At 63.2% G+C, this 15974-nt stretch carries 11 protein-coding genes and 1 other RNA gene; 9 read left to right on the top strand and 3 right to left on the bottom strand.

Going from position 1 to position 15974, the window contains the following annotated elements; translation table 11 throughout:
- The first annotated feature begins 30 nt into the window (after positions 1 to 30).
- Both ribH and nusB read left to right on the top strand, forming a co-directional pair.
- A complete protein-coding gene (ribH, locus tag JAB4_RS09865) occupies positions 31 to 513 on the top strand; it encodes a 6,7-dimethyl-8-ribityllumazine synthase (RefSeq protein WP_070219579.1) in 483 nt (160 codons plus the stop codon).
- A 202-nt stretch (positions 514 to 715) separates the two neighbouring features.
- Positions 716 to 1186, top strand: coding sequence for a transcription antitermination factor NusB (gene nusB / locus JAB4_RS09870; protein ID WP_070219581.1), 471 nt, complete (start codon positions 716 to 718; stop codon positions 1184 to 1186).
- A gap of 120 nt (positions 1187 to 1306) precedes the next feature.
- Here the strand turns inward: nusB and JAB4_RS09875 are convergent, their stop codons facing one another.
- Positions 1307 to 2119, bottom strand: a complete 813-nt coding sequence (locus JAB4_RS09875; RefSeq protein ID WP_070219583.1) for a lytic transglycosylase domain-containing protein — start codon at positions 2117 to 2119, stop codon at positions 1307 to 1309.
- Between the two features lie 586 nt (positions 2120 to 2705).
- Between JAB4_RS09875 and ubiD the strand changes: the two genes are divergently transcribed.
- From ubiD to JAB4_RS09910, 7 genes are all read left to right on the top strand, one after another.
- Positions 2706 to 4190, top strand: coding sequence for a 4-hydroxy-3-polyprenylbenzoate decarboxylase (gene ubiD / locus JAB4_RS09880; RefSeq protein WP_071650179.1), 1485 nt, complete (start codon positions 2706 to 2708; stop codon positions 4188 to 4190).
- Positions 4191 to 4397: 207 nt separating this feature from the next.
- Positions 4398 to 4496, top strand: an RNA gene (gene ffs / locus JAB4_RS09885) — signal recognition particle sRNA small type.
- A gap of 238 nt (positions 4497 to 4734) precedes the next feature.
- Positions 4735 to 7050 (top strand): DNA polymerase III subunit gamma/tau, encoded by a 2316-nt coding sequence (gene dnaX / locus JAB4_RS09890; RefSeq protein ID WP_070308516.1) that lies wholly within the window; start codon positions 4735 to 4737, stop codon positions 7048 to 7050.
- A 40-nt stretch (positions 7051 to 7090) separates the two neighbouring features.
- Complete coding sequence (locus JAB4_RS09895) at positions 7091 to 7417, top strand: YbaB/EbfC family nucleoid-associated protein (protein ID WP_034759121.1); 327 nt, start codon at positions 7091 to 7093, stop codon at positions 7415 to 7417.
- Between the two features lie 47 nt (positions 7418 to 7464).
- Positions 7465 to 8055: a recombination mediator RecR gene (gene recR, locus JAB4_RS09900; protein WP_070224846.1), complete on the top strand. Its 591-nt coding sequence runs from the start codon at positions 7465 to 7467 to the stop codon at positions 8053 to 8055.
- Between the two features lie 7 nt (positions 8056 to 8062).
- Complete coding sequence (locus tag JAB4_RS09905; RefSeq protein WP_070224847.1) at positions 8063 to 9283, top strand: CaiB/BaiF CoA-transferase family protein; 1221 nt, start codon at positions 8063 to 8065, stop codon at positions 9281 to 9283.
- 239 nt (positions 9284 to 9522) lie between these two features.
- Positions 9523 to 10656, top strand: coding sequence for an esterase-like activity of phytase family protein (locus tag JAB4_RS09910; RefSeq protein ID WP_070224848.1), 1134 nt, complete (start codon positions 9523 to 9525; stop codon positions 10654 to 10656).
- Here the strand turns inward: JAB4_RS09910 and JAB4_RS09915 are convergent.
- Positions 10625 to 12784: an EAL domain-containing protein gene (locus tag JAB4_RS09915; protein ID WP_070224849.1), complete on the bottom strand. Its 2160-nt coding sequence runs from the start codon at positions 12782 to 12784 to the stop codon at positions 10625 to 10627. The two genes, JAB4_RS09910 and JAB4_RS09915, sit on opposite strands and share 32 nt — an antisense overlap.
- 1 nt (position 12785) lies before the next feature.
- Positions 12786 to 15668 (bottom strand): response regulator, encoded by a 2883-nt coding sequence (locus tag JAB4_RS09920; RefSeq protein WP_070224850.1) that lies wholly within the window; start codon positions 15666 to 15668, stop codon positions 12786 to 12788.
- Positions 15669 to 15974 lie beyond the last annotated feature (306 nt).

Consider the following 15974-nt stretch of genomic DNA (forward strand, 5'->3'; position numbering starts at 1 on the left):
CCCTGAACCACCAGATTAAAGAGGCATATGATGACCGTAGGAACGTATGAAACCAATTTTGCCGGCGAAGGTTTGCGCGTCGGTATCGTCCAGGCACGATTCAATGAAATCGTCGGCGGTGGCTTGCTGTCGGCATGCCTGGAAGAGTTGAGCAAGCTGGGCGTGGCCGATGAAGATATCCTGCACGTGACCGTGCCGGGCGCCCTGGAAATCCCGCTGATTCTGCAAAAAATGGCAGAAACCGAGCAATTCGACGCCCTGATCGCATTGGGCGCCGTGATTCGCGGTGAAACCTACCACTTCGAGCTGGTATCGAACGAATCGGGCGCGGGCATCACGCGCGTCGGTCTCGATTACGGCATCCCCATCGCCAACGCAGTGTTGACGACGGAAAACGACGAGCAGGCGGAAGTGCGCATGCTGGTCAAGGGAGCCGAAGCGGCACGCGTGGCAGTGGAAATGGCTAATTTAGCGCAAGCGCTAGAAGAGTTGCAAGAATCCGAGGAGGACTAGCCGTGTAGTGAACGTCCGATAAAACGCCCATAGCTGCGTTGCAAGCCCTCGCCGTACATTCGTACTGTCTTCGGGCTCGCGCCTTGCTCTGAGCATTTTCTCGAACGTTCTGACACGCGGTTGGCTGCGGCGCGTTGAAAAGCGCGCCGTGCTGTCTCGCCGGAATTTGTAGTGAACACGTACTTAAGAACAGGTAACAATCATGACTGAGAAAAATTTGCTCGCCAACCCCAGCAAAAACCGCACGCCGCGTCACCGCGCGCGCGAGTTCGCGCTGCAGGGCTTGTACCAGTGGCTGCTGAACAATGAAGACGCGACCACCGTCGTGAACAATATTCGCGCGGCCCACGGCTTCGACAAGGCCGATGGCGATCATTTCACGGTGCTGCTGTACGGCGCCATCAAGGATTCGCTGGCGCTGCGCGACAGCATGGCACCCTTGATCGACCGCAATATCGCGGAACTGTCGCCCATCGAACACGGCATCCTGCTGATCGGCGCGTTCGAGCTGAAGAACAACATGGAAATTCCGTACCGCGTCGTCATCAACGAAGCGGTCGAGCTGGCCAAGTCGTTTGGCGGCATCGACGGCCACAAGTATGTGAACGGCGTGCTGGATAAATTGGCAGTGAAATTCCGCGAGGAAGAAGTCAACGCCAACAAGCGCAAGTAATAGCGTAGGAGATCCTGCGGCTGCTGCCGCAGGGCAATAAAAAAGCCACCGGCACTTGCGTGCGGTGGCTTTTTCATTGGATGCTGCTTTTCGGATGCCCCTGTGAGGGCTTTTAAAGGGTCACAGGCCGGCGATCTCGTTATGCGGTGCAATCTTGATGGTAATGTTGCCGCTTTCCGCTGCAGGCGCCTTGGCTGGCGCCGGCGTGTTCGATGCCATCACCGGCGTCGTGGTCGGCACGCGCTGGCCGGCCGATACTTGTTTCAGGCGGCGGTATTCGGCCAGCACGCGCGAGCCGTAGCCCGAGTCGGTGGCGAAGTTGGCGGCGCCCACATAGGTTTTCAAACCCGCTTCGACGGAACCGCCACGCGTGACGTAGTCTTTCAGGATCAGGGAGCCGACGCGGATGTTGGCGACGGGATTCAGGGCTGCCTGCACGCCGCCCATTTCCTGGAAGCGCTCATGGTGCACTTTCGACATGACTTGCATCAAGCCTTGCGCGCCGACGGGGCTTTCCGCGAACGGGTTCAAGCCCGATTCGATGGCCATCACGGCCAGGATCAGCAGCGGGTCCAGCTTGATTTCGCGGGCCGTCAGGTAGGCCGTCGAGACGAGCATATTGGTCGCATCGTTGGCCACGCGGTAGCGCTTGGAGAGCCAGTTGGTGACCCATTGCTGCTGCTTTTGCGTGCCCAGCAAGGCTTTTTCTTCCTTGGTCAAAGGTGCTTCGCTGGCGGCGGCCGTTTGCACGGATGCCGGCGCTTCCATCAGGGCCGACAGGGCCGGCGCTTCAACGGCTTGCGCCTCTGCCATCGGCAGCGGGAACAGGCTGTGCGTCAGTTGCTTGCCCAGGTCTGGGCGGAACATCAGCAGGGCGATCAGTGCCAGGGCGGAAATCCCGAAGACTGTCAGTGTGTGTTGCGCGGTGGTCAAAACACCACGTGCCGAAATGGCTTGTGCGCGGGCGCGCAAACGCGCCAACGCTGGCTGGCCAGCCACGGTTGAAGCAGGCAATGCTGCTTCAGTGCTACGATGAGTCATAGAGTTCCCCGAAATGTCGCGTCAACAGGCGGTCCCTCCGCGGTGTCGCGGTGTTGTGGGTACTGCCAATGCCGTGCATCAGAAATATCATCGTTTCCGCCGCGTATGGATGCGTGCGAGAAACGCCGTCATTGCTTGCTTGAGCTGATCGGTCCCATGCTGGTATTGGATCAGTCGCAATACAACTTTTACCGGGGGTAAGGCAGACGCCTTTTGAAAACACTCCTTAAAATGTCATGTGGAGCCCCGACTCCGTGAATGAAAGAGAAACGCTAAAATCAAGCTCTGGGCCGGCGTGCTCTTTCAAGTTGGGCGAATTGTAGAAGCCGTTTTATATCAAGTCAATACTAACGAATCGTTTCTTTATTACTTTTATGTCTTACTTTTTGACTTGCATTGTGCCAAAAGCCAATAAAATCAATTACTTGGCATAGATCCTTCAGCAACGGCGTCCGACGTCAAAAAAAATTAAAAACACATGAAATATTCAGATTTACGAGATTTTATTTCTCAACTGCAACAAATGGGTGAACTTAAGCCCATTTCGACCCCCATTTCACCGATTTTAGAGATGACGGAAGTGTGCGACCGCACCCTGCGCGCGGGCGGACCGGCCTTGCTGTTCAACAATCCGACGGGATACGACATGCCGGTGCTGGGCAATCTGTTCGGCACCACGCGCCGCGTGGCGCTGGGCATGGGCGCGGAAGACGTCAGCGAATTGCGCAAGATCGGCCATGTGCTGGCGCGCCTGAAGGAACCGGAGCCGCCGAAGGATTTCAAGGATCTGCTGGGCCTGGGTTCCTTGGTGAAATCCGTGTGGGACATGTCGCCGAAAGAGTTGCGCGGCGCCAAATGCCAGGAAATCGTCTGGGAGGGCAATGACGTGGACCTGGCGCGCCTGCCGATCCAGCATTGCTGGCCCGGCGACGTCGCTCCCCTGATCACCTGGGGCCTGGTGATCACCAAGGGTCCGAACAAGAAGCGGCAAAACCTGGGCATCTACCGCCAGCAAGTGCTGGGACGTAACAAGGTCATCATGCGCTGGCTGGCGCACCGGGGCGGGGCGCTGGACTTCCGCGAACATGCGATCCAGAGCAAGGGCAAGCCGTATCCGATCGCCGTCGCCCTCGGTGCCGATCCCGCTACTATATTAGGGGCCGTCACGCCGGTGCCGGACAGCCTGTCCGAATACCAGTTCGCCGGCTTGCTGCGCGGCAGCCGCACGGAGCTGGTGAAAGCCATCGGCAGCGAGCTGCGCGTGCCCGCCTCGGCCGAAATCGTGCTCGAAGGCCATATCTACCCGGACGAAAACCATCCGAGCGGCTACGAGCACGCGCTGGAAGGGCCGTATGGCGACCACACGGGCTACTATAATGAGCAGGACAGTTTCCCCGTGTTTACCATCGACCGCATCACCATGCGCCGCGACCCGATCTACCACTCCACGTACACGGGCAAACCGCCGGACGAACCGGCCGTGCTGGGCCTGGCCCTGAACGAAGTGTTCGTGCCGCTGCTGCAAAAGCAGTTCAGCGAAATCACCGATTTCTATCTGCCGCCCGAAGGCTGCAGCTACCGCATGGCCGTGGTGCAGATCAAGAAACAGTACGCGGGCCACGCCAAGCGCGTGATGTTCGGTGTATGGAGCTTTTTGCGCCAGTTCATGTATACCAAGTTCATCGTCGTCGTCGACGAAGACGTGAATATCCGCGACTGGAAAGAAGTCATCTGGGCCATCACCACGCGGGTCGACCCGATTCGCGACACCACCCTGGTCGACAACACGCCTATCGACTACCTGGATTTTGCCTCGCCCGTCAGTGGCCTGGGCAGCAAGATGGGCATCGATGCGACAAATAAATGGCCGGGCGAAACGACGCGCGAGTGGGGCACGACGATCGCCATGACGCCGGAAGTGAAGGCCAAGGTGGATGGGATATGGCAAGAGCTGGGGCTGTAGTTGCTGCGTAGGTCGGGTTAGCGCTGGCGCGTAACCCGACGTTGCGGCTCGGCAGTGTCGGCCGCGTACGCAGGAGTGTTGGCCGCGTACTTAGCAGTGTCGGCTTACGGCCTGCGGCCTAAGCCGACCTACGCCGACCTGCGCCGACGCACACAGCATTGAGACGGCAATTTCCCAATCTGGCGCAGACCGGTTATAATTGTCCCCGGCGGGCCCCTGCGCATCGTGGCATGGCTAACCTGGTCAGGTCGGGAACGAAGCAGCCACGGCTATTAACCATGAGTGCCGCAGATCAGGCTCGCCTCCTTCGGGAATGTTTTATCAGGATCAACAATCAAGCTGCCATGGGCAGCTTTTTTGCTTTTACGGCGCCATTTTCCTGCGACGCCGCAGCATTGCCGGGCTTGCCGTGTTTTCCATATTTCCAGCTGGCCATGTTATACAATTGCTGCTTTGCCGCGTTTGCCAGGTTTGCCTGGCCCGGCCATGAGGCTTGCGCCCGCCGCGCAGGATCACCCGCAAAATCGCATGGTAAAATCTCAGCATGTCCTATCAAGTCCTCGCCCGTAAATACCGCCCCAAGAATTTCGAGACGCTCGTCGGCCAGGAGCACGTCGTGCGCGCGCTCACGCATGCCTTGCACAGCGGCCGATTGCATCACGCCTACCTGTTCACGGGCACGCGCGGCGTCGGCAAGACGACCCTGTCGCGCATCCTGGCCAAATCGCTCAATTGCATCGGCCCCGACGGCACGGGCGGCATCACGGCCCAGCCTTGCGGCGTGTGCGAAGCGTGCACGGCGATCGACGCGGGACGCTTTGTCGACTATATAGAGATGGATGCGGCGTCGAACCGTGGCGTCGATGAAATGGCGCAGCTGCTCGAGCAGGCCGTCTACGCGCCCAGCAATGCGCGCTTCAAGGTCTATATGATCGATGAGGTGCACATGCTGACGAATCACGCGTTCAATTCCATGCTGAAGACGCTGGAAGAGCCGCCCGAGCACGTCAAGTTCATCCTGGCCACGACGGACCCGCAAAAGATTCCCGTGACCGTGCTGTCGCGCTGCCTGCAGTTCAACCTCAAGCAGATGCCGCCCGGCCACATCATCAGCCACCTGGACAATATCCTGGGGCAGGAAGGCATCGCCTTCGAACAGCCGGCCTTGCGCCTGCTGGCCCAGGGCGCCCACGGTTCCATGCGCGATGCGCTGTCCCTGACGGACCAGGCCATCGCGTATGCGGCCGGCGAAGTCACGCTCGATGCCGTGCAAGGCATGCTGGGCGCGCTCGACCAATCCTACCTCGTGCGCCTGCTCGACGCGCTGGCGCAGCAGGATGGCGCCGACTTGCTGGCCGTGGCCGACGAGATGGCCTCGCGCAGCCTGTCGTATAACGGCGCTCTGCAAGACCTGGGCACCTTGCTGCACCGCATTGCGCTGGCGCAAACCGTGCCCGCCGCCTTGCCGCAGGATTTGCCCGAATACGCGGACATCGTGCGTTTGGCCGCCGCGTTTGACGCGGAAGAAGTGCAGCTGTTTTACCAGATCGCCGTGCATGGCCGCAATGAACTGGGCCTGGCGCCCGACGAATACGCGGGCTTTACCATGACCTTGCTGCGCATGCTGGCCTTTCGGCCCGGCATAGGCGGCGCTGAAGGCGTGCCGGCTGCCGCACCAGCGTCTGCTCCGGGCAGCCGTCCCGCCGCCGTGGCCGCCGCGCGCGCCGCCGCTGGCGCATCCGCACCGGCCGCCCGCGCCGCCACGAACAGCGTGGCCAGCCATGCCGCCGTGACACCGCCCGCCGTTGTGGCCGCAGCCGCCGCGAGCATGGCCCGCAGCGAAGCGCCGCCGCCACGCGCGGCCGCACCCGCGCCTGCACCCGCGCCTGCAGCAGCCCCGACACCCGCACCAGCGGCGCCGCCGCCCGCCGCCGCGCCAGCTGCGGCTGCCCCGGCAGCATCGGGCGCCCCGATCAGTTCCGCCCGCGCCGCCATCAATGCGGCGCTGGAAGCGGCCCGCGCCGCCTCGAAAGGCCGTCCGGGCAGCGCGCCGTCGGCGCCAACGTCGGCACCCAAGCCGGCCGCACCGGCACCGGCCGCCGCGGTCGCCGCGCCAGCCCCGGCAGCGCCCGTCCAGGCCGCACCGCCGCCACCGGCCGCCGCGCAAGCGCCGGCGCCGTGGGACGATGCGCCGCCCGTGGCCGTGATGGAAGCGCCCGCGCTTGCGCCCGTGCAGCAGGCGCGTCCCGCCGCCCCGCCGCCACAGCAGCAAGCAGATGACGACTTGCCGCCGTGGGTCACCGAATTTTCCGACGACAGCGCCTCGGCCGCCGTGTCGGCGCCCGCCGCGCAGAGCAGCGAGCAGCCCGCCGTCGTCATGCCGCAGCGTGCCGCCAAGCAAGCCGCGCCCAGCGGGCCGTATGTGATCACGCCCGTTCCGAGCCTGGACTGGGACGGCAACTGGCCGGCCGTGGCCGCCGTGCTGCCCTTGCGCGGCGTGGCCCAGCAGCTGGCCGTGCAGGCCGAGTTGATCGAATGCCTGCACGATGGCCACAGCACCACGTTCCGCCTGCGCGTGCCGATCGATACGTGGCGCAGCCCGGCCAACGTGGAAAAACTGGCGGCCGCGCTGACCGAACGCTTCGGCCGCAAGGTCAATGTCGACACGGAACTGGGCGCCGTCTGGTACACGGCCAGCGCGGAGGCGCAGGCCCACCGCGAGGCGTGCCAGCTTGCCGCGGAAGCAACCATCGCCAGCGATCCCTTCGTGCTCGACATGAAGCGTGCATTCGACGCTTTTGTCGTGCCGGGAACGATTACCCCTGCACCGGCCGGCTCCGCCGCGCCGACCCTGCATTGATGATTAACACACTCACAAACTGAATTAACGGAGCATTCTTATGATGAAAAATCAACTGGCTGGCCTGATGAAGCAGGCGCAAGCAATGCAAGACAACATGAAAAAGGCCCAGGAACAACTGGCGCTGGTGGAAGTGGAAGGCCAGTCCGGCGCCGGCCTCGTGAAAATCGTCATGACGTGCAAGAACGACGTCAAGCGCGTCTCCATCGACCCGTCCTTGCTGGCCGACGACAAGGACATGCTGGAAGACCTGGTGGCTGCCGCCTTCAACGATGCCGTGCGCAAGGCGGAAGCGACGTCCGCGGAAAAAATGGCAGGCTTGACCGGCGGCATGAACTTGCCAGCCGGCTTCAAAATGCCATTCTGATGCACAGCCGCATGCGCTCGATCTGTGGCACGGGGCAGGGTTGATCCATGTCCAAGTCGCTTGAATTTTTGACCGAGGCGCTGCGGCGCCTGCCCGGCGTCGGCCCCAAGTCGGCGCAGCGTATGGCGTTTCATTTGTTGCAGCACGATAGGGAAGGCGCGGCCATGCTGTCGCGCGCCTTGTTCCAGGCCGTCGATGCCGTGCATCACTGCGGCCTGTGCAATACTTTTACCGAACATGAAGTGTGCGAGACCTGTCTCGACGACGAGCGCGACAAGCGCTTGCTGTGCGTGGTGGAAACGCCTGCCGACCAGCTGATGATCGAGCAGACGCTCACCTACAAGGGCCTGTATTTCGTCCTCATGGGGCGGCTCTCTCCGCTGGACGGCATCGGCCCGAAAGATATCCACCTCGAAAAATTGCTGAACCGCGCCAACGATGGCGTAGTGAATGAAGTGGTGCTGGCCACCAATTTCACGAATGAAGGCGAAGCGACGGCCCATTACATCAGCGAAATGCTGAAGGCGCGGGGCTTGCGCGTGAGCCGCCTGGCCCGCGGCGTGCCCGTGGGTGGCGAACTGGAATACGTCGACGCGGGCACGATTGCCCGCGCGATGCTCGACCGCAGGGCAACCTGAGCACAACATGACAGAATCCTCCGCGACCACTGGTCCATTGCAAGGCATTAAAGTGCTGGAACTGGGCACCCTGATCGCGGGGCCGTTCTGCGCCCGCATGCTGGCCGAATTCGGCGCCGACGTGATCAAGATTGAGTCGCCCGATGGCGGCGACCCCATCCGTACCTGGCGCGTGCTGAAGGACGGCACCTCGCTGTGGTGGTCGGTGCAGGCGCGCAACAAGAAAAGTTTAACGCTGAACCTGAAGACGCCCGAGGGCCGGGCCATCGCGCGCCAGCTGGCCCTGGAAGCGGACATCATCATTGAGAACTACCGCCCCGGCGTGCTGGAAAAGTGGGACTTGGGATACGAACAACTGAAGAAAGACAAGCCTTCGCTCATTATGGTGCGCCTGTCCGGCTTTGGCCAGACGGGACCGATGAAGGATTTGCCCGGTTTCGGCGCCATCGGCGAATCGATGGGCGGCTTGCGCTATGTGTCCGGCTTTGCCGACCGTCCGCCCGTACGGGTCGGCGTGTCGATCGGCGACTCGGTGGCGGCCCTGCACGGCGTGATCGGCGCCATGATGGCCTTGCGCCACCGCGACGTGACGGGCGGGCGGGACGGCGGGGAAGGGCAGATGGTCGACGTGGCCCTATATGAATCCGTGTTCAACCTGATGGAGTCGCTGGTGCCCGAATACGACCAGGCGGGCGTGGTGCGCGAGCGCACGGGCGGCTCGCTGCCCGGCATCGTGCCCTCGAATACCTACACGACGGGCGACGGCGAAAACATCGTCATCGCCGGCAATGGCGACGCCATCTTCAAGCGCTTGATGCTGGCCATGGGCCGCATCGACATGGCGGGCGACCCGCAACTGGCGCGCAACGACGGCCGGGTGGCGCGCACGCAGGAAATCGACGACGCCATCGGCGCCTGGTGCGCCACGCACACGATAGCCAGCGCGCTGGCCGTGCTGAAGGCCGCCGACGTACCGGCCGGGAAGATTTACTCGGTGCGCGACATGATGAGCGATCCGCAATTTCTCGCCCGCGACATGTTCGAACAGCACCATTTCGCCGACGGCACGCCCGTCAAATTGCCCGCCATCAGCCCGAAACTGTCCGCCACGCCGGGCAAGACGCAATGGCTGGGTCCGGCCCTGGGCCAGCACAACGACGAGGTGCTGGCGTCGCTCGGCTATGACGCCGCCGCCATCGCGCAACTGAGGGCCGATGGGGTGGTGTGATTCATTCTTAGCCGACAGAATTAAAGCTGGGGTCAGACCCGGCGGGTCTGACCCCTGAATTTCGAAGTGGGGTAGGTCGGGTAGGTCGGATTAGCGGCGTAGCCGCGTAATCCGACAACCACCACGTCACGTTATCGACACCACCACGCCACGTTACCGACACCACCAGCCAAGCCAACAATGTTGTCGGCTTACGCGCTTCGCGCTAAGCCGACCTACGCAACTCACTGATACCTGTCATGCATCGAATTTTCCGTACCGCGCTTGTCCTGGCATCCAGCACTATCCTCCTCTCCGCCTGCGCCAGCTTTCCCCACGACGCGCCGATTACCGGCCTGCGCCTGATCGGCGAGCAGCGCATCGCGCTTAAGTACGCGTTCGAGGGCACCACGGTGGGCGGCTTGTCCGGCATCGACTACGATGCGGCGAGCAATACTTGGGTGATGGAAAGCGATGACCGCTCGGAAATCAATCCGGCCCGCTTCTACCGTGCTGCCTTGAATTACGACAGCAAGGCGTTCTCCGGCGTGACCTTGAGCAGCGTGCATTTCTTCACGCAGCCCGATGGCAGCCGCTACCCGAACCTGGCCCATGCAAAACTGGACCGGGGCGACCAGGTGCCCGACATCGAAACCATCCGCGTCGATCCGCAGGACGGCAGCCTGTGGTACGGCAGCGAAGGCAACCGCAAGGTAGGCTTGCATCCGTTCGTGCGCCATGCGGACCGCGATGGAAAATTCCTGGCCACCTTGCCCACGCCCGCCATGTTCAATGTCTCGAAGGAAGAAATCGGCTCGCGCAACAACATGACGTTTGAAGCGCTGTCGTTTGCCAGCGATGGCAAGAGCTTGTGGCTGGGCATGGAAGCGGCCCTGTACCAGGACGGCCCGTTGGCCACGCCCGACAACGGCTCCGTGGTGCGCATCACGCGCCTGGACCGCGCGGGCAAGGTGCTGGGCCAGTATGCGTATCCGATTGAGCCCGTGGCGTCGCGGCCCGCACCGGGGCGCGAGGCGGACAATGGCGTGTCGGAAATCCTCGCCGTGAACGGCCATCAGGTGCTCGTGGTGGAGCGGGCCGGCGTGGCCAACGCGAACGGCCTGTACACGAATCACGTGCGCATCTACGAAATGGAGACGGATGGCGCCACCGATATCCGGGATATCCCGGCCCTGGCGGGCGCGGCTTATGTGCCGGCGCGCAAGCGATTGCTGCTGGACCTGGAAAAGACCGGCTTGCCCAAGGTCGACAATATCGAAGGCATCAGCTGGGGGCCGCGCCTGGAAAACGGCCGCCGCAGCCTGGTGGTGATTTCCGACGACAATTTCAATCCGCAGCAAGTCACGCAAATCCTTGCCTTCGAAGTGCTCTAGTTTCCATGCTGGCCAGTTGGCCCGCCTGCCTGGCCAGCATGGCCGTGATCGTGTCGTGCGGCGACGGGTGGCCTAAAAAGTATCCCTGGGCCATGTCGCAGCCGTATTCTTCCAGCATCAGCAGTTGCTCGTCCGTTTCCACGCCCTCGGCCACCACCACCATTTTCAAGCCGTGCGCCATGGCGATGATGGCGCGCGTGATGGCCGCATTTTCCGTATCCTGCGGCAAGCCGGCGATAAAACTCTTGTCGATTTTTAAAGCCCGCACGTCGAAGCGCTTCAGATAATTCATCGACGAATATCCCGTGCCGAAGTCGTCGATGGACAGGTAGACGCCGATGCCGCGCAATTGCTCCAGGGTCACCATGGTGGCGCGCGCATCGTCCATCAGGGTACCTTCCGTCAATTCCAGTTCCAGCAGGCGCGCATCGAGGCCCGTGTCGGCCAGTGCCGAGAGCACGATCTGCATCAGGTTTTCATCCTTGAATTGTTTGGCCGACAGGTTGACGGCCATGCGGATGGCGCGCCCGCCATGGCTTTGCCAGGCCTTGGCCTGGTTGCAGGCCGTGCGCAGCACCCATTCGCCGATGGGCACGATCAGCCCCGTCTCTTCGGCCAGCGGGATGAATTCCGTGGGCGAAATGATGCCCCGCTCCGGATGGCGCCACCGCACCAGCGCTTCCACGCCCACGATCTGCGTGCTGGGCACGTCGATCTGCGGCTGGTACAGCAAATACAGTTCGTTGTTTTGCAAGGCTTTGCGCAAGCCCACTTCCATCTTGACGTGGCTCATGATTTCCATCGTCAGCGAGGAGCTGTACAGCTTGGCGTTGTTCTTGCCGCAGTTCTTCGCGTGATACATGGCCGTGTCCGCATATTTGAGCAGCGAGTTGCAGTCCTCGCCATCTTCCGGATACAGCGAGATGCCGATGCTGGCCGTGACGAAAATCTCGTGCCCCTCGATCATGAAGGGCCGGCGCATGGCTTCCTTGACCCGGTGCGCCACGTTCAGCGCGTCTTCCACCCGCTCCAGGTCGGGGATCAGGATCGTGAATTCGTCGCCGCCCAGGCGCGCCAGGTTGCTGCCGCCGGAGGACGCCTCGAACTCGTGCTCGGCGCGCAGCACCAGGTCGCTGGGGCGGATGGTTTCGCGCAGGCGCTCGGACACCACCTTGAGCAAATGGTCGCCCACGTCGTGGCCCAGGGTGTCGTTGATGCGCTTGAAGGCGTCCAGGTCCATGAACAGCACGGCGAATTTCTTGTCGTGCTCTTTCGAACGCAGCAGTTCCCGTTCCAGGGTTTCCAGGAAGGCCTGGCGGTTGGGGATGCCCGTCAGACTGTCGCAATAGGCGAGGCGGCGGATCTGCTCTTCCGTGCGCTTGCGCTCGCTGATGTCGCGCACCAGGCCCAGCACCTCGTCGGCCCCCGTCGCCACCAGGCGCGCCTCGAAATGGCGCGTGCTGTCCTCGTGCGTGAGCGTGTAGTCGACCGAGCCGATGTGCTGCGTGGTCAGCACGGCGTGCGCCTTGTCGAGCAGGCGCGCGGCGATTTCGGGCGGCAGCACGTCGCGGATATGGCTGCCCACGCAGTTGCTGATGGAAAAGCCGGCGCTGGCGTCGTGGCCCTGTTCGTAGTCGAGATAAAAGCCTTCGCGGTTGAGACGGAAGAAGGTATCGGGGATGGCGGCCAGCACGGCGCGGTTGTGCGCGTCGGCGATGCGCAGGCGGGCGATGGCGTCGCTGGCGCGCAGCACGTACAGCACGCGGTGGCCCAGGATGGGCCAGTTGATGGGTTTGGAAATGAAATCGGTGGCGCCCACCTCGTAGGCGCGCGTGACGGCTTCCAGTTCGTCGCCGCCCGTGACCATGATGACGGGCACCGTGCCGCCCACTTCCTGGTGGCGGATTTCGCGGCACACGGCAAAGCCGTCCATGGCCGGCATGTCGACGTCGAGCATGACGAGGTCCGGCCCGCTGTGCTTGTAGCTGGCCAGCGCCTGCACGCCGTCTTCGGCCTCGATCACGTCCAGGCCCACTTGCGTGAGCATTTGCCGCATCAGCAAGCGCATCACGGGATCGTCGTCGGCCACCAGCACCAGGCCGCGGGGAGGGGAGAGGGGCGCTGTCATGTCAGTGTTCCTTCACGAGGATGGCGTTCAGCGATTCGCGTACGGTCAGGAAGGCTTGCTGCATCTGCAGCAGCAGGGGAGCCGCGCCCTCGGTGCTGCCGGCGCGGCCCAGTTTTTCCATCTCCTTGCACAGCTGCGCCAGGCCGTCGGCGCCCACGTTGGCGCTGCCTGATTTGAGGCTGTGCGCCACCTTGCGCAGCGCTTCCGCGTCCGCGCCGGCGATCGCTTCGCGCATGGCGCTCAACTGGCGCGGCGTCTCGCCGGTAAAGGCCTGGATGACCCGTTCCAGCAGCGCATCGCCGTCGGCGTGCGACAGGGCGCGGATGTTTTCCAGCGCTTGCCGGTTCAGCGGCTGGACCGATGCCGTGGCGGCGGATGGCGGCGTCACCTCGGGCGGCGGCCCGGGCGGCGCTTCCTGCGGCGCTTCTTGCGGCGTCTGCGGCTCCGGCGCTTCGCTGTGGTGCACGGTGGCCGCGCGCGGCAGGGTGATCCAGCGCGCAATCGTGTGGCCCAGGTCCAGCTGCGTGAACGGTTTGCTCAGGTAATCGTCCATGCCGGCCGCCAGGCATGCTTCGCGGTCGCCCTGCAGCGCATTGGCCGTGATGGCGACGATGGGCAGCACGCGCGCGTGGCCGCACTGCTGTTCGTGGCGGCGGATTTCCGCCGTGGCGGCAAAGCCGTCCATCACGGGCATCTGGCAATCCATCAGGATCAGATCGAAATCCTCGGCCTGCGCCGCCTGCAGGGCTTCTTCGCCGTTGCGCGCGCAGACCACGTCCAGACCCAGGCTGTCGAGCATGGCCAGCGCCACTTCCACGTTGACGGGGTTATCTTCGGCCAGCAGCACGCGGCGGCGCTGGCGCCGGCCCACCTGCCGCGCCGCATGCGGCGGATGGATGCGCATGCCCTCGCTGGCGCGCGGCGGCGTGACGATGCAGTCGAACAAATCGCATTCGCGGGCCGGCTTGATCAGCTGGAAGGCCACGCCCGCCTCGCGCCGCTGCACGGGGTCGGCCGCCGCCTGTTCCGTGCTCAGCAGCAGTAATTTGAGGTCGGCCAGCAGCGGGTCGCTCTTGATGGTGGCGGCCAGGGCCAGGCCGCTGGTGCGCGGCAATTCCATGTCGAGCAGCGCCACGCCATATGGCGTGCCCGCCTGGGCCGCCGCGTGCAGCTTGGTCAGGCAGTCGCTGGCCGTGCCGGCGCTGTCGCTGACGATGTGCCAGCTGGCCAGTTGCCGCTCCAGCACGGCGCGCGTGGCGGGTGTGTGGTCGACGATCAAGGCGCGTAACCCTCGCGTGGTTTTCAGGTTGAAGGAGGGGTCGTCGCTGTCGACTCGCCGCTTATCGAAATTTACTTCGAACCAGAAGATCGAGCCTTGCGTTAAAGCATTATCAACGCCGATAGTGCCGCCCATCAGTTCCACCAGCTGTTTCGAGATCGTCAACCCCAGGCCCGTGCCGCCGTGCTTGCGCGTGGTCGAGCCGTCCGCCTGCGAGAACGATTCGAAGATGCGCGTCTGCGCCTCGTTTGATACGCCGATGCCCGTGTCGTGTACCTCGAAGCGCAAGCCCACGCTGGGCGCGTCTTCGCTGCACACGGTCACCTTCACGGTGACCTTGCCCGTTTCCGTAAACTTGATGGCGTTGCCCAGCAGATTGACGATGATCTGGCGCAAGCGGTTCGGGTCGCCGCAGATGGCGATCGGAATGTCGTAGGCGATGTCGAATTCCAGGCTGATATTCTTCGCTTCCGCCTGCGGCGCGAACACGTGTTCTATGTCGTCGAGCAATTCGCGGAAATTGAAGCGGATGTATTCCACGCTCAGCTTGCCTGCCTCGATCTTGGAAAAGTCGAGGATGTCGTTGATGATCACCAGCAGATTCTGCCCCGAGCGCTGCACCATGCTCGTGTAGTGGCGCTGCTGCGGGCTCAAAGGGCTGGCCAGCAGCAATTCCGTCATGCCCAGCACGCCGTTCATCGGCGTGCGGATTTCATGGCTCATGGTGGCGAGAAACGCGCTCTTCGCCTGGCTGGCCGCCTCGGCCGCATCCTTGGCCTTTTCCAGCTGCGCCGTGCGCACGCCCACCTGACGCTCGAGCTGGTCGCGGTAATTGGCCAGGGTGCTGTCGCGGCTGTCGATCTGCGCCAGCATGTCGTTGAAACTGTCGATCAGCACGCCCAGCTCGTCGCTGCGCTGGTGCGCGATGCGGTGGCTGTAGGTCTGGCTGCTCGATACTTTTTGCGCCGTATCGATCAGTTTGGTGATCGGTTCGGCGATCACGCTCTTGAAACGCCGCGCGAGGAACACGGCGATCAGGAAGGACAGCACGGTGGCGCCGCCGATGGCGCCCACGTGGCGGCCGATGTCGCGCCACATGTGGTTCAGGTCCGCCTCGATCAGCACGGCGCCGATGATCTGTTGCGGCTCGCCTGGCCGGTAGACGGGGCGGTACAAGCGCATGGCGGGCGCCAGGGTCGTGCCCGAGCCTTGCGTGACGGGCTGCACGGCCATGTCGGCCAGCAGGGCCGGGTCCATGTCTTCCGGCGCCGCCAGGCCGTCCGCATGCTGCGGCGCGCGGTACAGGGCAAACAGGCGCCCGCCCTTGTCGAACAGGGCCGCCTGGGCGACCTCGTCGCGCGCGGACAGTGCCGCCAGCACCTGTTCCGCCTGCGCCTGCGCCGGCTTGCCCAGCAGCATGGGCGCCGCGCTGGCCGCGCCGATCACGCCCGCCAGCGACAGCAGTTGCTTGCCTTCATCGTTCTTGTGGTTGAGCACGGAAGTCAGCGCAAACGCCACGAACACCAGCAGCAGCGCGCAGCCCGACGACAATACCGAAATCATGGTCAGCTTCTGGCTGATGCTGGAGCGTTGGAAATTGAACATGGTTGTGGCGCTTCTCCGGTCGGCCTGTTGACTGTTTTTTAATTTCCTATTGGAAAAATATAGACGCGAAGACACATCCCGATATTGATGTGGGTCTAATGGAGGAGAGGGGAGGGGAACTTATAAGAGATGAAACAACGGAGGGCAGCACATAGGTCGGATTAGCGCGGCAAAGCCGCGCGTATCCGACACCACCACCGGCCGCGCCAACGATGTTGTCGGATTACGCTCTACGAGCTAATCCGACCTACGCAACTGAGCCCGGTATTTGCTTTTGGGGATGCAATTAAACCCCTGAAAGGCCGG

This window comes from Janthinobacterium sp. HH102 (assembly GCF_001758625.2).
Taxonomy (GTDB): domain Bacteria; phylum Pseudomonadota; class Gammaproteobacteria; order Burkholderiales; family Burkholderiaceae_D; genus Janthinobacterium.

What these genes read in the sequence shown, in the direction of transcription:
- ribH (WP_070219579.1), top strand. Translation starts at nt 31, where the DNA reads ATGACCGTAGGAACGTATGAAACCAATTTTGCCGGCGAAGGTTTGCGC.
- nusB (WP_070219581.1), top strand. Translation starts at nt 716, where the DNA reads ATGACTGAGAAAAATTTGCTCGCCAACCCCAGCAAAAACCGCACGCCG.
- ubiD (WP_071650179.1), top strand. Translation starts at nt 2,706, where the DNA reads ATGAAATATTCAGATTTACGAGATTTTATTTCTCAACTGCAACAAATG.
- dnaX (WP_070308516.1), top strand. Translation starts at nt 4,735, where the DNA reads ATGTCCTATCAAGTCCTCGCCCGTAAATACCGCCCCAAGAATTTCGAG.
- JAB4_RS09895 (WP_034759121.1), top strand. Translation starts at nt 7,091, where the DNA reads ATGATGAAAAATCAACTGGCTGGCCTGATGAAGCAGGCGCAAGCAATG.
- recR (WP_070224846.1), top strand. Translation starts at nt 7,465, where the DNA reads ATGTCCAAGTCGCTTGAATTTTTGACCGAGGCGCTGCGGCGCCTGCCC.
- JAB4_RS09905 (WP_070224847.1), top strand. Translation starts at nt 8,063, where the DNA reads ATGACAGAATCCTCCGCGACCACTGGTCCATTGCAAGGCATTAAAGTG.
- JAB4_RS09910 (WP_070224848.1), top strand. Translation starts at nt 9,523, where the DNA reads ATGCATCGAATTTTCCGTACCGCGCTTGTCCTGGCATCCAGCACTATC.
- JAB4_RS09915 (WP_070224849.1), bottom strand. Translation starts at nt 12,784, where the DNA reads ATGACAGCGCCCCTCTCCCCTCCCCGCGGCCTGGTGCTGGTGGCCGAC.
- JAB4_RS09920 (WP_070224850.1), bottom strand. Translation starts at nt 15,668, where the DNA reads ATGTTCAATTTCCAACGCTCCAGCATCAGCCAGAAGCTGACCATGATT.